This window comes from Chitinophagales bacterium (assembly GCA_017303415.1).
Taxonomy (GTDB): Bacteria; Bacteroidota; Bacteroidia; order Chitinophagales; family Chitinophagaceae; genus SpSt-398.
This window is the reverse complement of the sequence record JAFLBJ010000001.1, coordinates 675,058-691,762: the sequence shown is the minus strand read 5'-3', so window position 1 is coordinate 691,762 and position 16,705 is coordinate 675,058. Positions and strand designations below refer to the sequence as shown.

Here is a 16,705-nt window from a genome sequence, read left to right as displayed (position 1 = left end):
GACTCCCGTCTTCCGACTCCGGTCTCCCGACTCCGGACCCTGGACTCCCGACCTCCGACCCCGAACCCCTCCTCTTCCTCGACACCAACATGTACGTAATGCAGGTGTGGTGTGAATTTGTTTTTGACAAATGCCATAAATACATCCTTGAACAGATCGCTTCGCGTAAATATGATCTCTACCTTCTTTGTGCAACAGATCTTCCCTGGGTGAAAGATGAATTGCGGGAATACCCCGATCTGGAATCAAGAGAGCGGTTATATAAAATGTATAAAGATCTGTTGGTAAATCAGGAAACTCCGTGGGTGGAAATTCGTGGAAGTGAATCCGATCGCTTCCATAGTGCACTTAGCGCTCTTAGTAAGTTGGCAACCTGGCAGCCGGGGGACGCCAGATAGGTCACTTTTTTTTCCCTTTAATAGTTGATTTATTTGAAACTACGGCTTGAATGTCTTCATCTCCTTCAAGGTTGCGCATTTGCCCCAATACAAACGGGTAGCGCCTGGCCACATACTTTGACATGGGTTTTACCGGATAGAGTTTTGGATTGGGCAGACAGGCCGCGATCATCGCCGCTTCCTGTCGGGATAAACTTCCTGCCGGTTTATTAAAATAAGATTTTGACGCCGCCTGGATACCATAAATACCACGCCCCATTTCAATCACATTGAGGTACACTTCCAGTATGCGTTTCTTTCCCCAGATCAGTTCGATCATGAAGGTAAAATAAGTCTCAAGCCCCTTGCGAATCCAACTCCTTCCCTGCCACAGAAATACATTCTTTGCTGTTTGCTGACTGATGGTGCTGGCGCCATGTACACGCCCGGGTTTACGTTTGTTATAGGCCTGGGCTTTTTTGATGCTCTTCCAGTCAAATCCACTGTGATCGGGAAATAACTGGTCCTCCGCCGCAATAACAGCAAGGCGGGCAAATACAGAGATCTCTTCTTTATCTACATAATCTCTTTTCAGCCCATCACCCTTTATCCACGAAACGAATTGGGTAATGGTTATGGGGGGATCGATCCATTTCAGGGCCAGGATATACACAAATTGAAAAATGAACAGGAAGAGAAATATCCTTTTTGTGAGACGCCAGATTCGGGGGATGAGGCCTTTCGTGGTCATTGACAGTTTTCGCTATTATATTTATTGAAAAAATACGAATAGCTAATAGCTAAAGGCTAAAAGCTTTTTGATTTATTTAGCCCTTTGCCTTCAAAAAAAGCTCCCAATCCTCCAACATTTTCCCTTTCAGCACACGGGGAAACTTGTGTTGACTTCCCAATTTGCCTTTAAGTTCCATGAACTCAATAAACCGGTGCTCGGGGAGTACTTCCAGAAATACTTCTTTCAACGCGCTATCCCGCTCTGTGGCATAGTCATCATTCAGCACGCGCAGGTGTTGATCAATCCGTTTGGCTATATCGGCGCTATCCACCCGATCATCACACCCAATATACCAGCGGTGGGCAAAGAAACCTTCATGTGGAATACCTACCACCGTGTATTCAGGTATGGAGATATTCAACTCTTCGCTTACCAGTTGAATCGCTTTGTTCATATTGTCCACACTCAGGTGTTCGCCAACGAGGCTCAGGAAATGTTTGGTCCGGCCGGTGATCACCACTTCATTCTTCTCCAGGTCCACAAATTTTATCGTATCGCCAAGCAGGTAACGCCAGGCCCCTGCATTTGTGCTCATCAGTAAGGCGTATTCCTTTCCTTCTTCCACTTCATGGATCATCAACGCTTCAGGCTTGTCCACCATCTGACACTCGGCGTCAAAGTTCTTTTCATCAAAAGGCACAAATTCGAAGAAGATATTATTATCAAGGATCAACTGCATCCCTTTAGCGTGTTCGCGGTGTTTATACCCGATAAAGCCTTCGCTCGATAGATAGTTCTCGATATAAATGATGGGTTTACCCAATAATTTTTCAAACCCTTTTTTATAGGGTTCAAAGGCCACGCCTCCATGTACGAAAAAGGAAAAATTGGGCCATATCTCATGGATATTTTTCACTTTGTAATGCTCGATCACCATTTCCATACACATCTGGCACCAGGCGGGCACGCCCACGATATACCCGATATCCCATTCTTTGGCATGCTCTACGATCTCATTCAATTTCTGGTTCCAATCCTGGATCGCGGCGATCCGGCCTCCGGGTTTGTAAAAAGTCTGAAACCAGAAAGGTCTTTTCTTTGCGAGTATCCCGCTCAAGTCACCCGCATACCAACCCGCTTTTCCCTTCTTCAGGTCAGTTGCGCCCCCCAACATCAAAAAGCCCTTGGCCATGGCATTGCGTGGCACATGATCGTAAGCAAAAAGCGAAAAAAGTTGTTTGAGGTAATTGATCGTATTGCTGCGAAGCAGCTCTTTGGTAATAGGGATGTATTTGCTGGCTGCCTCGGAGGTGCCGGAACTTAATGCATAATACTTGATCTTACCCGGCCAGGCTACATCGGGTACGCCCTCCAGGGTTTTATACCACCATTGATCGTAGATCTTATTGTAGTCATAGGTGGGAACCAGTTCCTGAAATTTCTTGCCCGGGTGCTTGCTGAGCAGTATCTCATCAAAACGGTATTCCTGGCCAAACTCCGTAAACCTTGCCTTCTTCAACAATTTCTTTAACACCCGTATCTGCTGTCGCCTCGGATCGTTTTGAGGTATACGCAGGGCGTTAGCTATCGCTTTGGGCAATTTAATATCAATAATTCTCGTCATCCGTTCTTTTCTTTTCTGTCTGCGCGCTAAAATTAAGCATTTAAACCTCTCCCTAGTCAGCAATCCTGCGGCTCATATCAACCTATCCAACCGGCAAGTAGCTGGCGAAACCGGATCCCCAATTTCAGGAAGCCCGCTTTTAGTGGTTCCTGGCCATAGTATTTATTGACAAAAATAGCCATGGCCCCATAAAACCTTTCACGGTACAGCTTGTCTTTGATCGTGCTTTTACCTTTGGCGTGGGTGATGGTCACCTGGGGAAAATAATAACAGGAATACCCTGCTTTCTTTATGCGGATACTCAGGTCTATATCCTCGGCGTACATGAAGAATGACTCGTCAAAACCTCCCAGTTCACGGAACAAGCTGCTTCGGATCAGAAGAAAAGCCCCTGAAAGGGCATCAATTTCTCCGGGTTCATCTTCTTTCAGATGTCCGGCATAGTAGGCCGCAAAAAATGGGGAAGATGGAAACAACGCAGCGAGGCCAAATAATTTAAAAAAACTGGCGCGTGGGCCGGGCATTCCCCGCTTGGATTCTTTCAGAAAACGGCCCTTCTCATCCAGCATCCGAACCCCCAGTGCCCCTACACCTGGGTTATGGTCTAAAAAGCTGATGGTTTTAGCAAGCGCATCCGCCGGTATGACCGTATCGGGATTCAGAAAGAGGGCATATTCTCCGCTGGCCATAACAAAAGCCTGGTTACAGGCTTTTGAAAAACCCGTGTTGGTGGTATTGGCCACCCATTTTACTCCCGGAAATTCATGCGATAGAATTTCCAGAGTCTGATCCGCCGAAGCATTGTCGACAACGATCACTTCCACGGCAAAACCACAAACGCGTACTGCTTCCTCCACCGATCGTAAGCAGGAACGGAGAGGAAGAAGGGAGTTATAAGAGACGAGCAGGAGTGAGAGTTTCACGGGGCAAAGATAGACCAGGATGGATAGGATTTTTGGATTACCTGGATTTTATGATTATGTAGATTTCAAGGATTGCGGTGAGTTCACAGATTTTTCTCGCGGCGCACGCAAAGAGGCAAAGAACGCAGCGGCAGTTTTCTTTTCGAAAATAGGACGGCCGCCGCGTTCGCCACAATCTCTGCGTACGCGGCGAGAAACAAATCCACATAATCATAAAATCCAGGTAATCCAAAAATCCTTCCAATCCTGGTCTATCTTTGCCCCATGAAACAAGCCCTATTAGAAGCCGTACTTGCCGGTGGTGCAGAATTACTCAGGTTCTACCATAAAGATTTTATCATTTCGAATAAAGAAGGGGTCAATAACCTCGTTACCGAAGCCGATCATGCGGCGGAAAAAGCGATCTTTGAAGTGATCAAAAAACATTACCCCGATCATTATATCCTGAGTGAGGAAGCCGGGGTCATGGCCCAGGATTCCCCTTATAAATGGATCGTGGATCCCATAGATGGTACCGTGAATTTTGCCCATGGATTACCCATTTGTTGTGTGTCGATCGGTGTGGAAAAAGACGGAGAAATGATCCTGGGTGCTGTTTACGCACCGGTACTGAATGAACTTTTTGTAGCCGAAAAAGGAAAAGGCGCTACACTGAATGATAAACCGATCCATGTCAGCCAGGAAACCGATGTCTGGAAATCCTGTCTCGTTACGGGTTTTCCTTATAGCTACCTGGATATGGAGAACGGACCGCTGGATGTATTTGACCGGCTTATCCGAAAGGGAGTGCCGGTAAGACGTTTGGGTTCGGCGGCCATTGACCTCTGCTGGGTGGCCGCAGGAAGGTTTGATGGATTCTATGAACACAAACTCCAGGCATGGGATAGTGCCGCCGGTTTCCTGATGGTGGAAGAAGCGGGAGGAACAGTAACGGATTTCAACGGTGATCGGTATTCACCCTATCAACCCCATCTGGTCGCCACCAACGGACAGATACAAACACAATTACTTCAGATCATACATAATACTTATTGATATGCCGGAACGGACAGAAATAGCTACCCTGGGAGAATTTGGATTGATCGAGCACCTGACACGAAACAATGAAACACGCAATGCCACCACGCTGCTGAGTGTGGGCGATGATGCCGCGGTGATCGATCATTTTGGCAAACAAACCGTGGTCACTACCGACCTGTTGGTAGAAGGTGTTCATTTTGACCTGTCCTATACCCCTCTCAAACACCTGGGGTATAAAAGCATTGTCGTCAATCTGAGTGATATCTATGCCATGAATGCCACGCCCACTCAGGTAGTGGTGAGCCTGGGCATCAGCAACCGGTTCAGTGTGGAATCGCTCGAAGAGTTTTATGAAGGGATCTATGCTGCCTGCCGCGAATACAATGTGGACCTCGTAGGCGGTGATACCACCTCCTCGCAAAAAGGAATGATCATTTCGGTTACAGCCCTGGGTGAAGTGGCCCCGGATAAATATGTAAAAAGAAGCACCGCGCAAAAAGGGGACCTCCTTTGTGTAAGTGGTGATTTAGGTGCTGCCTATATCGGATTGCTCTTCCTCGAAAGAGAAAAAAAGATCTATCTCGAGAACCCACAGATACAACCCGACCTGGAAGGAGAAGCCTATGTAATAGGCAGGCTTCTCAAACCTGAAGCAAGAAAAGATATCATTGCCTTCTTCGAAGAAAAAGGGATCATGCCCACGTCCATGATGGATATCAGCGACGGGCTTAGCTCAGAGATCCTCCACATTTGCAAACAAAGCGAATTGGGTTGTATCTTGTATGAAGAGAAGATCCCTGTGGCGCAGGACTCAAAACTGGCGGCCTATAAATTTGAAATAGACCCGACTGCCTGTGCCCTGAGCGGGGGCGAAGATTACGAGCTTGTTTTCACGGTGGCCCAGACGGATTATGAAAAAATAAAGGACAATGAAGCAATCAGTATTGTGGGCTATATGACAGAACCGGAAAAAGGTGCGCAGATCATCACCAAAGGCGGTAGCCAACACCCCCTCACCGCACAGGGATGGAACCATTTGAAGAAATGAACAAAATCATTTTAGGGATCCTTATCCCCCTGCTTCTTACCGCCTGCACGGCCAGCCGCAAAACCAGGGCCGTTCCAAATATCGCACCCACCGCACTCCAGGAAGATTATCGGGTTTTTCGGAACCTGATTGAGTCAACACATCCAAGCACGTATTGGTATACATCCAAGCCAGCTATGGACTCGGTATTCGATTGGGGCATGACCCAACTCGCCGATTCCATGAATGAAAGAAATTTCAGGAAACTACTCAGTTATGTGTATGCGCATGTGCATTGCGGACATTCTACCATACGCTCGTCCAAAAATTACAACCGCCTCGTGGACACGCTTCGTCAGCTTTCTTTCCCCCTTCGCATCAAAACCTGGGGTGATACCACGGTGGTGACCGCCAATCTCAATCGCCATGATAGCATCCTGGTTCGGGGTACTCCCCTTACCCATATCGATGGGATTCCAATACGGACACTCGTGGATACCCTGGCGCAATTTCTCTCCTCCGATGGGTATTCATTTACCCATAAATACCAATCACTCAGCAGCGGTGGAAATTTCAGCGCGCTTTATACCACCGTGTTTGGCATAAAAAATAAATACCGTATCGGTTATTTGGATAATACAGGCAAAGAAAAAGAAGTGACCATTCCCGTATTCGATCCACGCAAGGATAGTTTGTTCCGAAGGGGAATCGCCCAGATGAGAAGACCGCCAAAAAGTGAAAGAAAACAACAGGAACGCAATAACTCGCGGCAACTCCTGTTTGCCGATCCGGATTCCACCGGATACATGACCCTCAATAGTTTTAGCAACGGGTATGGATTAAAAAAATTCTTCCGGACGTCTTTTCGCTCTTTGCGACAGCAAAAAACCAAAAACCTGGTGATCGATGTGCGTGGAAACGGCGGAGGTAATGTGGGGAATTCCACACTCCTGACCAAGTTTATTGCCCGCCAACCTTTTCGTCTGGCCGATTCACTCTATGCCATTCGTAAGAATCCACCGCATGGTAAATACGTTCAGAATAATTTCTTCAACAAGCTCTTCCTCCTTTTCTTCACCAGGAAAAAAGCAGATGGCTATTATCATTTTGGGTTTTATGAAAAACATTATTTCAAACCCAAAAAGAAAAATCGCTTCAATGGACATGTCTATATCGTTACGGGAGGCAACTCTTTTTCAGCCACCACGCTTTTTGCCGGGACATTAAGAGAACAAGACAATGTAACGATCATTGGAGAAGAAACCGGTGGTGCAGCCTATGGTAATTCTGCCTGGCTAATCCCTTATGTTACCCTTCCTCATTCAAAAGTTCGCTTTCGTTTGCCCTTGTTTCGCCTTGTTACCCATCCGTTAAAACCAAAAGACGGGAAAGGGGTACAGCCGGAGATCTTTGTAGGGCCGAGTGTAGATGCCATACGAAATGGGTTGGATTATAAAATTGAAGAAGTAAAAAAACGCATCCTCGCGTCACATGTACAATAGTTGAGAGAAATTTTACCGGCAGTCTGCAAGGAACTCCAGGTTAAATGGAGATTGTGGTGAATGCGGCTTCATATCCCTTCCTGATATACCCCAGTTGGTTATCAAGACCTGCAGCCTTCGCAGGATAGGTGCTTGCCATACGACAAGCCTCCTCGAGTGAAATACCACAATGGTCAACACAGTTTTTTACTGCTTTCATCATGGTTAGGGCAGAGCCTGATAAGGTTCCATCCGGCATACAATAGCGGTCGCCCTGAAATACATGCGGATAAGGCCCTTCGGCTGTTTCGGCCACTGCATCAGTAATGAGAAATAGCCGGTCACCCATGATCTTTTTGCTGATGCGCACGGCGGCAAGATCAGTATGCACACCATCCACCACCATACTGCTCATCACTAACCGATGATCATAGATGGCGCCCACCATGCCGGGGGCACGGCTCTGCAGGGGAGACATGGCATTGTATAAATGAGTAGCCAGTGTAATACCTCCGTTAAAGGCACGGGTGGCTTGTTCATAGGTGGCATTGCTATGTCCCGCAGAAACGATCACGCCATTCTCCTGAAGTAAATGGATCAGTTCCGGGTCACAACATTCGGGCGCCAGGGTCATGATCCTGATTACGCCTTTCCCTTCTTCCAGTAATTCAAGGATCTCTTTTCTGGCAGGTGTATGGACAAACGCCTCCAGGTGGGCGCCTCTTTTTTCTTTATTGATAAATGGCCCTTCAAGGTGCAGGCCCAATAAACCCTTACCCCCTTTTTCCCAATAGGCTTTTACTGCCCGGATACCTGCAGAAACCACTTCACGGCTATTGGTAGCAATGGTAATACAAAAGTGAGTGGCGCCTCCGTCAAGGCTGTATTGATAAGTGGCTTCCAGACTTTCGGTGGTGGGTTGTTGTGAAAAAAGATGCCCATTGCCGCCATATATCTGCAGGTCAATAAAACCCGGAGCAAGGATCTTTCCGGAAAGATCAATGCGTTCATACCCGGAGGGGATTTCTGTAACAGGTACCAGGTCTTGAATGATATCATCGTCTGCAAGCACGGCCAGCCCCGATCGCTCTTCGCTACCGGTGTAGATCAGGGAAGGGAGATAGGCTGATTTCATGTATTAAAGGCTTAGGAGAAAAGGGTCGCCATCTTTCCAGAAAGGCATTTGGCCGCGCACTTCTTCCAGTGATTTTTTTTCGAGGGTGATCGTATGAATCGTTTCTGTATCTGCCTGATGAAATAAGGTTTGCCCAAGAGGGTCGATCACGAGGCTGTCACCGGAATAGTAATGTCCATTCCCGTCTTCGCCTACCCGGTTTAATCCTATTACATAGGATTGGTTTTCGATCGCCCTTGCCGGTAAGAGGCTTTTCCAGGCATGCGCCCGCCTGGCTGGCCAGTTGGCCACATAGATCAGCAGGTCGTATTCGGGGCCTTCTTCCTGTGATTGCTGCCTGGCCCAAACCGGAAACCTCAGATCATAACAGATCAGCAGGTTGATCCGCCAACCCTTTACAGAAGCGATCAGGCGTTTATTACCGGGTGAATATTTTTCATCTTCGCCGGCATAGGCAAACAAATGTCGTTTATCATACACTCCTATTTGCCCATTGGGCAAAACCCAAAGCAGACGGTTATAAAATTCATCCCCATCACGAATGATCAGGCTGCCCGCGAGGATGATCTTTCGTTCGGCACTGAGCTCTTTCATCCAACTCACTGTGGGGCCATCCATGGTCTCCGCCAGTCTTGCCGGGTCCATACTAAATCCGGTCGAGAACATCTCGGGCAGGAGGACCAATTCGGTCTTTTCTGTTATGGACCGGATCTTCTCCTCAAACATACGCCGGTTAGCTGCCGGGTCTTCCCAATGGAGGGCCGTTTGTATAAGACTGATCGTGAGTGATGACATGAAAAAAGATGTCTTGTAAAGGTATTGATCTTATAATTTACAATGAACGTATCTTTAATCCACACATCAACTTATTTATCATGAAACGATCTCTTGTCCTCCTTGCTTTAGTTATTTCTATTTCTTCATTAGCCCAGCGCAAAGGCGACCCCGCATTGACCGAGGTATGGCAACCCGAACCCAGGGTAGTAACCCCCGGCCCTACGGCCGCTGGTGTCCCATCCGATGCAATCGCTTTGTTCGATGGCAAAGACCTTTCCGGTTGGCAAAAGAAAATGGGTGGCGGTGCTCCTGAATGGAAAGTGGCCGATGATATACTGACCGTTGTAGGAGGTAAGGGGGATATACAAACCAAAGAAGGATTTGGCAGTTGCCAGTTACATATTGAATGGCGCACTCCCGCCGTTGTGGCCGGAAACGGACAGGGCAGGGGAAATAGCGGGATTTTCCTGATGGGCCGCTATGAACTGCAGATCCTGGATAATTATAATAACCGCACCTATAGCAATGGACAGGCGGCCAGTATTTACAAACAACACATGCCCCTGGTCAATGCCTGCCGGCCTCCGGGCGAATGGCAAACCTATGATATCGTATTTACCGCTCCGCGTTTCAATACCAAAGACAGCAGCCTGATCTCCCCGGCCTATATCACCGTCATCCACAATGGCGTATTGGTGCAAAACCATACCGCTATCTGGGGTGGCACCGAATATATCGGCGTGGCTGAATACAAACTCCATAGCGACCGGGAACCCATAATTTTACAAGACCATGGCAACCCTGTGAGCTTTAGGAACATCTGGATTAGAAAGCTGGATTAAGAATCGTTTCCGGTAGTCCCGATACGTTGGGGCGAAAAGGTTCAGGCGGTAGTTGCTAACACTGCCTCGCGGCGTCCGCCTCGGGAAAAAGCCACCCGGTCATCAAATTTTAGCTTAAAATTTCATTGAAATACTGTTAATTGACCCCAAATATTTGATCATGTTATTCCGGAAATCAAAAAAAGCCATTCTTTCCTTTTTTGTGTTTCAATTGCTGGCGCTGCTGGTGTTTGCCCAACCGGGCATACCCGTCACCAAATGGACCCCTGATGGGAACAGTTATTACCAGGCCGAAAAAGGCGAGATCGTCAAGACCGATCTGCCTGGTTTGACCAAGACCACCTTTATCAGCAAAAAGGATCTTACGGTCAATGGAAAAGCCATTGCCCCCCGTAGTTTTCAACTTTCTGAGGACGGTAAGCTTGCTCTTATTTACACGAATGCCAAACGTGTATGGCGCTATCCTACCCGGGGTGATTACTGGGTATTGAACCGCACCACGGGTGAATTAAAACAAATTGGCAAGGGTAAACCTGAGTCAACACTCCAATTTGCCAAATTCTCCCCCGATGCGACCAAGGTAGCCTATGTATGTGAGCACAATATTTATGTGGAAGACCTGGCCAGTGGCGCCATCAAAAAACTGACCGATGACAAGGGTACCAAAAAACTCATCAACGGGACCTTTGACTGGGTATATGAAGAAGAGTTTGCCATGCGTGATGGTTTTCGCTGGAGCCCCGATGGAAAAAGCATTGCTTACTGGCAGATCGATGCCAATCAGATTCGCGATTATTTCATGCTGAACACCACCGACTCGGTGTATAGCCAGGTGATTCCGGTAGAATACCCCAAAGTAGGTGAGCCCCCGTCGCCGGCACGTATCGGCGTAGTTGATATCAACAATGCAGATACCAAATGGATGAATGTACCCGGCGATCCCGCTCAACATTATATTGTGCGAATGGAATGGAGCGCCCCCGGCGAGATCATTCTGCAACAACTCAACCGTCGCCAGAATGAAAGCAAGCTGATGCTCTGCAATACAGCCACGGCCGAAGCAAAGACCATCTACACCGAATCAGATTCAGCCTGGGTAGCTACCGTCAGTGAGTGGACCGACGATGTGACCGGCTGGGACTGGATCAATGGTAAAAAAGAATTTCTCTGGTTGAGTGAAAAAGATGGCTGGCGTCATCTCTACCGCGTCACCCGCGATGGAGCAAAAGAAACACTGATCACCAAAGGCGATTATGATGTGATCGATGTATTGCTCGCCGATGAAAAAACAGGGTATGTCTATTTTACGGCTTCACCTAAAAATGCCACCCAGAAATATTTATACAAAACCAAACTGGATGGCAAAGGAAAACTGGAATTGGTTTCCCCTTCCAATGAAATAGGTACACATGGATATGAGATCGCGCCAAGTGGAAAATTTGCGCGGCATACTTTCTCTAATTATTATACCATGCCCATGACCGAGTGGGTTTATCTGCCTGCTCATACCCCTTTCAACGAAAAAGATGATATCAGCAAAAAGGTAAAACCTGCTTCGGAAGTGAATTCAAATACTTCATATTTTCAGGTTACCACCGATGATGGTGTTACCCTGGATGGCTGGATGGTAAAACCCAACAATTTTGATCCGAATAAAAAATATCCCCTGGTTTTCTATGTGTATGGCGAACCAGCTGCAGCAACCGTAACCGACAGCTATGGCGCCGCAGGCAATTTTCTGTATGCCGGCGATATGGAAGCGGATGGATATATACAGGTCTCTGTGGATAACCGCGGTACTCCCGCTCCCCGCGGACGGGCCTGGAGAAAATCAATCTATAAAAATATCGGGCAGCTCAATATCCGGGACCAGGCCTTTGCCGCTAAGCAAATTGTAAAATGGCCCTTTATCGACAGCACGCGGGTGGCCGTATGGGGATGGAGCGGTGGTGGTTCATCCACCCTCAACTTGCTCTTCCAATACCCCGAAACCTATCAAACTGGTATTTCCATTGCGCCGGTTACCAGCTCCCTGCTGTATGATAATATCTACACTGAAAGGTATATGGGTCTTCCCCAGGAAGATATGGCTCCCTATAAAATGGGCGCCGCCCTTACCTATGCAAAAAACCTGCGGGGTAATTTGCTGGTGATCCATGGTACAGGAGATGATAATGTACACTATCAGAATATGGAAATGCTGGTGAATGAACTGGTGAAACACAAGAAACAATTCCAATTCATGGCCTACCCCAATCGCACACATGGTATCAGCGAAGGTCAGGGCACGTTTCAACACCTTGCCGCATTGTACACTAAATTTTTAAAAGAAAACTGCCCTCCGGGTGGAAGAACAGAAGAAGAAGTGAAGCAGGCAGCGGCTTCGGGGAAGAAAGGGTTTTAGAGAAATAAGGAACAGAAAAATAAGGAATAAGAGAGAGGTCACTGCGCTGATTGCAATACCCACCTATTTTCTTATTCCTTATTTTTCTGTTCCTTATTCCCCATCTTCGTCAACACCTCTCTGATCTTATCGGTTTCAAACCCCCGCTGTATCAAATAATCCCTCGTCTTACTCATTTTCACAAACCCATTGGTGCCTGCTCCGCGAATGGAGTTCCACTTTTTTTTGGCCAGGGCTTCCAGTGTTTTCTGATAAACTGTTTCATCGATTTCCTGTAAAGCCTTACGGATACAGTAATCACTCACTTTCCGTTGTTTCAATTCATATTTGATCTTGACCCGGCCCCAGCCCTTCATACGAAACTTACCTCCCGCGAAGGCGATCGCAAATCGTTCCTCATTCAAATAATCTTCTTGTATCAACGCGGAGATCACCTCATCCACCTCCTGGCGGTGGAGACCAAATCCATAGGCTTTTTCTTTTACCTCGCTATGGCTGCGTTCCTGATAGGCGCAGTAATGCTTTAATTTTTGAAGGGCTTGTGCCGGTGTAAGGCGTTGAAGCGGCATAGGGAAATGAGTATTTTACAAACAGGACTATTCCTCCAATCGCTCCACTGCGCCAAACTTTGTTTTCAGCAGGTCATCATACTCATCGGCCTTTCGAAAGAGGTTGCCAAAAATTGCCTGTCCCATTTCGAGGCTCATATCCAGATCATATAATACACAGGAAAGGACGATATTCTGTTTCAGGCAACTCAGTACCAGGCCATTTAAGGAATAATTTTCCTGTAACAGGTAATGATACAGTGATTTGATCATGGCCGGATCGGTGGGAAGCTGACAGAGATAGGCATCCCCGGCAATAAAATAATTCTCGGGGTTATAGGTGATGCGGATCTTTGCCGTTCCTTCTTTTACCGACCAGTTATTGGCGCCTTCGCGGGCCAGTTTGATATCCTTGCCCAGGCTTTTCAAAATTTCTTCAATCGTTTTGGCCACGCCAACCGGTTCCAGTTCTTTTTCCGGCATGGTGGGGAGCTCTACTTCCGTGCCACAACTGGGGCAGTATTTACCCGAGTCAATATTTCCCGCCAATACCAGGTAGCCGCAACTAAAACAACGGGTGGAAGGATACCCTTTATTGGGAACATAGAGGCGAAGGGCTTCCAGCAGGTAATTCACGGGGAGGGCAAATCCCAGGTTATCGCCACCGCGAATGATAAATGTATTTACCCCAATGATCTCTCCGGCCCCATTTACCAGCGGGCCTCCGCTATTACCAGGGTTGATCGCGGCATCGATCTGGATATACTTCAGGCCATCACGCACACGGTCCACTTTACTGATCACTCCTTGTGTGGCGGTATAATTCAATCCATAAGGATGGCCAATGGCGATCACCGGGTCACCGTCCTTCATGGACTCATATCGCCCGAGTTTGATATCGGGAAGTTCAACTCCTAAAGGAGAGGCCAAAAAAGCCAGGTCGTGTTTTCTGTCGGTATAAAAAACCCTTGACACTTGTTTTTCAAAGGTCTTGCCCGCAATGGTGACCTCCGCATTATTTCCCACCACATGGTCATTGGTGATGATGAGGTCAAATTCCTTCAGGTAAAAACCGGTGCCCGTTCCGGTCTGTGTCGCGATCTGTATGATAGCGGGCTGAAATCGTTCAATGGTCAACGTTGATGCTCCGGGTTCCATGGCTCACTTGTTTTCCAGGTTCAAAAATTCAATTTCATTGGTAAAGGAGTGGTTGAACTCCATCAGGTTGTCAAAACGAAGGTTCTCATTACGAAAAACCAGCGAAGGGAATTTGGATTTCCACGCCTCGGTGATCTCCTGGATCCGCTGATAAATGGCATCCACATCAAACCGGCCATCAGCCTTGTTATAAAACTTACGGGGAAACCCAAGCGCCTCAAAATAATCACTGTAGTTCACCCGCATAAACAGTTCAAAGAGCGCGGATACGGGACGGGGAAGGCTATAGGAATACTGGCAATAGGCAAAACCATATTCGCTGATCTTGGTGGCAATAGCCGGGTAATTATTCTCTTTGTACCAGATCAGGTTTTGATTGGCCGCGGAGATCATATCGGCGATCGTCTTATAGGCCTGGGGGGCAACAATGGAAAAAGTGTGCCTGGACCGGTACAGGTCATGGAAGACCTCTTCCCGGGTTTTTGCCTGTAGTTTCCGGTAGGCTTCCACCAGGTCACGGTTTTTTTCCGGTACCGGTTTATCCTCCTTACGGAAATATAATTCCACGATCTTTTCCAGGTCATGCATCAGTTTTCCTTCCGGCACCAGCAGGTAGTCGATCTGAAAGGCCAGGGTGAGCAGGAGGTAGGCAATGCCGCCATGAAATTTATCTGCATCCAGTGTCCCTACCAGTTCCAGGGTCTCAGCGATCCACTTCTGCATGTACTGGTACTTGATCTCCTTCTCCGCGGCAGATATCTCATGGATATGTTCAATATCATGCTTCTCCAGGATGGTAAAGTCCTGCACCAGCAGGTCATCCTGCTTATCGGCCTTGGTGGCCAGTTCTTTCAGGCCATAGTATAGTTTATTGGGGTTGCCGGCAACCACGGGGGTGTCGAAGCGCATACAGAGCCGGTCGCCATCCAGGGCATAGCGCGAATAATACAGGCTGAAATTAAGTTCCAGTAATCGACGCATCACCGGCACACTCGGCTGGGGCATCCGGGCCAGGGTCACTTCGGCGGATAGCTGGTCACCGGTAAACCGGCCCCTGACGATCTTGGAGCCCTGGAAAATCTCAAACTGGCCCTCGTTGCCGTTTCGCTGGTAAATGACATTTCCCGCCGAATCATCCGTCAGGTAGTCAAAAAAGGCATCCAGGGCCTCGGGGTGCTTCTTTTCCTTGAATAAATTATCCGCATCCGTCCACCGGTTTACTTTCACCGTGGTCTTATTGTTGTCCGAATACCGGCCAAACTGGATCGCCGGTTCTGGCAGGTCGGGCTTCTTCTTTGATTTTCCAAAAAGTTTATCAAACATAGGAGGACAGGGTTGTAAAAGTGGCAAGTTAGGGATATCAAGGGAGAGATAACAGATGTGGGATTGAGGATGTTGGATGTTGGATGTTGGAAGGCCACCAACATCCAACATCCAACATCCTCAATACTATTGGGAATTAGTTAAAAATCAGTAGTTTCGCCGCAAACCCGATAAGATGAAATTTATCGTTTCCTCGTCAGCGCTGCTTAAACAATTGCAACATATTGCAGGTGTCATTAATACCAATACGGTTCTTCCCATCCTCGAAGATTTTCTTTTCGAAGTAGAAAAGAATAAAATGACGGTGGTAGCCACCGACCTGGAAACCGTAATGCGGGTAGCGCTGGATGTGGAAGCCAAAGACAGTGGCAAGGTTTGTATTCCTGCCAAGATCCTGTTGGACAGCTTGAAGAACATCCCCGATCAGCCACTTACCTTCAACATTGATAAGAACTACGCCGTAGAAATCACCAGTGATAACGGGAAATATAAAGTGATGGGTGAGAACCCCGATAATTTCCCCAAAGAACCATCAGCCGATGAAACAACTTCCTTCACGGCCACTTCCACCGCTTTGCTTACCGCGATTAACAAGACCATTTTTGCCGTCAGCAATGATGATCTCCGTCCGGCCATGACAGGTGTATTCTTTGAATTGGATAAAAAAGGGATGCAAACTGTTGCCACCGATGCGCACCGTCTCGTTCGCTACAAACGCACCGATGTGAAATGCCCGAAGAACGACTCCTTTATCGTTCCTAAAAAACCGCTGAACCTGCTGAAATCTGTTTTACCGGATAGTGACGACGAGATCACGATCAGCTATAATAACAACCATCTTTTTGTCACCCTCAATAATACCCGGATGAGCTGCCGTTTGATCGATGCGCGCTTCCCGGATTATAAAGTGGTGATCCCCGCCGACAACCCCTACAAACTCACCGTTAATAAAATGGACTTCCAGGGCGCTCTTCGCCGGGTGAGTATCTTTAGTAATAAAAGCACCAACCAGGTGGCCCTCTCCATCGCCGGAAGCCAGTTGGAACTCACCGCACAGGATGTTGACTTCTCCTTTGAAGGAGATGAAAAAATGAAGTGCCGTTACGATGGGGAAGACATTACCATCGCCTTCAACGCCCGCTTCCTGATCGAAATGCTCAACGCCGCCGACAGCGATGAAGTGGTGGTGGAATTATCTACGCCTACCAAGGCAGGAATCCTCAAGCCAACCGAGCAGGACGAAAATGAAGAGTTGATGATGCTGGTGATGCCGCTGATGCTTAATCAATAAACGACCAGGATTTACCAGGATTTTAGGATTGGAGGATTAAGG

Annotated in this window: 15 protein-coding genes; 7 read left to right on the top strand and 8 right to left on the bottom strand. The window is 47.6% G+C overall.

From position 1 onward, the window contains the following. Positions 1-89: 89 nt before the first annotated feature. Positions 90-398 (top strand): AAA family ATPase, encoded by a 309-nt coding sequence (locus J0M30_02990; protein MBN8666441.1) that lies wholly within the window; start codon positions 90-92, stop codon positions 396-398. A gap of 1 nt (position 399) precedes the next feature. Here the strand turns inward: J0M30_02990 and mtgA are convergent, their stop codons facing one another. The 3 genes from mtgA to J0M30_02975 all read right to left on the bottom strand — a co-directional run bounded on the left by mtgA (position 400) and on the right by J0M30_02975 (position 3,657). After that, positions 400-1,128, bottom strand: coding sequence for a monofunctional biosynthetic peptidoglycan transglycosylase (gene mtgA / locus J0M30_02985; protein ID MBN8666440.1), 729 nt, complete (start codon positions 1,126-1,128; stop codon positions 400-402). A 76-nt stretch (positions 1,129-1,204) separates the two neighbouring features. Further along, complete coding sequence (locus tag J0M30_02980) at positions 1,205-2,734, bottom strand: GH3 auxin-responsive promoter family protein (GenBank protein MBN8666439.1); 1,530 nt, start codon at positions 2,732-2,734, stop codon at positions 1,205-1,207. A gap of 77 nt (positions 2,735-2,811) precedes the next feature. Further along, positions 2,812-3,657 carry a glycosyltransferase family 2 protein gene (locus tag J0M30_02975; protein ID MBN8666438.1) on the bottom strand — a complete coding sequence of 282 codons (846 nt, stop codon included), beginning with the start codon at positions 3,655-3,657 and terminating at the stop codon, positions 2,812-2,814. 264 nt (positions 3,658-3,921) lie between these two features. Between J0M30_02975 and J0M30_02970 the strand changes: the two genes are divergently transcribed. The 3 genes from J0M30_02970 to J0M30_02960 are packed head-to-tail and all read left to right on the top strand — an operon-like array spanning position 3,922 to position 7,206. Beyond that, positions 3,922-4,692 carry an inositol monophosphatase gene (locus tag J0M30_02970; protein ID MBN8666437.1) on the top strand — a complete coding sequence of 257 codons (771 nt, stop codon included), beginning with the start codon at positions 3,922-3,924 and terminating at the stop codon, positions 4,690-4,692. A gap of 1 nt (position 4,693) precedes the next feature. After that, a complete protein-coding gene (gene thiL / locus J0M30_02965) occupies positions 4,694-5,725 on the top strand; it encodes a thiamine-phosphate kinase (protein ID MBN8666436.1) in 1,032 nt (343 codons plus the stop codon). Next, positions 5,722-7,206 (top strand): peptidase S41, encoded by a 1,485-nt coding sequence (locus tag J0M30_02960; protein ID MBN8666435.1) that lies wholly within the window; start codon positions 5,722-5,724, stop codon positions 7,204-7,206. The genes thiL and J0M30_02960 overlap by 4 nt, the downstream gene beginning before the upstream one ends. A gap of 40 nt (positions 7,207-7,246) precedes the next feature. Here the strand turns inward: J0M30_02960 and nagA are convergent, their stop codons facing one another. Continuing rightward, positions 7,247-8,320: an N-acetylglucosamine-6-phosphate deacetylase gene (gene nagA / locus J0M30_02955; protein MBN8666434.1), complete on the bottom strand. Its 1,074-nt coding sequence runs from the start codon at positions 8,318-8,320 to the stop codon at positions 7,247-7,249. Between the two features lie 3 nt (positions 8,321-8,323). After that, on the bottom strand, positions 8,324-9,115 hold the full coding sequence (locus J0M30_02950) for an amidohydrolase (GenBank protein ID MBN8666433.1): 792 nt from the start codon (positions 9,113-9,115) through the stop codon (positions 8,324-8,326). A gap of 80 nt (positions 9,116-9,195) precedes the next feature. On the opposite strand from J0M30_02950, the gene J0M30_02945 reads away from it, so the two are divergent. Next, positions 9,196-9,939, top strand: coding sequence for a DUF1080 domain-containing protein (locus J0M30_02945; GenBank protein ID MBN8666432.1), 744 nt, complete (start codon positions 9,196-9,198; stop codon positions 9,937-9,939). 160 nt (positions 9,940-10,099) lie between these two features. Beyond that, on the top strand, positions 10,100-12,343 hold the full coding sequence (locus tag J0M30_02940) for a S9 family peptidase (GenBank protein ID MBN8666431.1): 2,244 nt from the start codon (positions 10,100-10,102) through the stop codon (positions 12,341-12,343). Positions 12,344-12,414: 71 nt separating this feature from the next. Here the strand turns inward: J0M30_02940 and J0M30_02935 are convergent, their stop codons facing one another. Genes J0M30_02935 through J0M30_02925 form a run of 3 tightly spaced genes read right to left on the bottom strand, consistent with a single transcriptional unit; the run spans position 12,415 to position 15,372 of the window. Beyond that, positions 12,415-12,912 (bottom strand): RecX family transcriptional regulator, encoded by a 498-nt coding sequence (locus J0M30_02935; protein MBN8666430.1) that lies wholly within the window; start codon positions 12,910-12,912, stop codon positions 12,415-12,417. A 27-nt stretch (positions 12,913-12,939) separates the two neighbouring features. Continuing rightward, positions 12,940-14,049 carry a trypsin-like peptidase domain-containing protein gene (locus J0M30_02930; protein ID MBN8666429.1) on the bottom strand — a complete coding sequence of 370 codons (1,110 nt, stop codon included), beginning with the start codon at positions 14,047-14,049 and terminating at the stop codon, positions 12,940-12,942. 3 nt (positions 14,050-14,052) lie between these two features. Continuing rightward, positions 14,053-15,372 carry a hypothetical protein gene (locus J0M30_02925; GenBank protein MBN8666428.1) on the bottom strand — a complete coding sequence of 440 codons (1,320 nt, stop codon included), beginning with the start codon at positions 15,370-15,372 and terminating at the stop codon, positions 14,053-14,055. A 175-nt stretch (positions 15,373-15,547) separates the two neighbouring features. Here J0M30_02925 and dnaN point away from each other — a divergent pair, with 175 nt between their 5' ends. Then, positions 15,548-16,663 carry a DNA polymerase III subunit beta gene (gene dnaN / locus J0M30_02920; GenBank protein ID MBN8666427.1) on the top strand — a complete coding sequence of 372 codons (1,116 nt, stop codon included), beginning with the start codon at positions 15,548-15,550 and terminating at the stop codon, positions 16,661-16,663. Positions 16,664-16,705 lie beyond the last annotated feature (42 nt).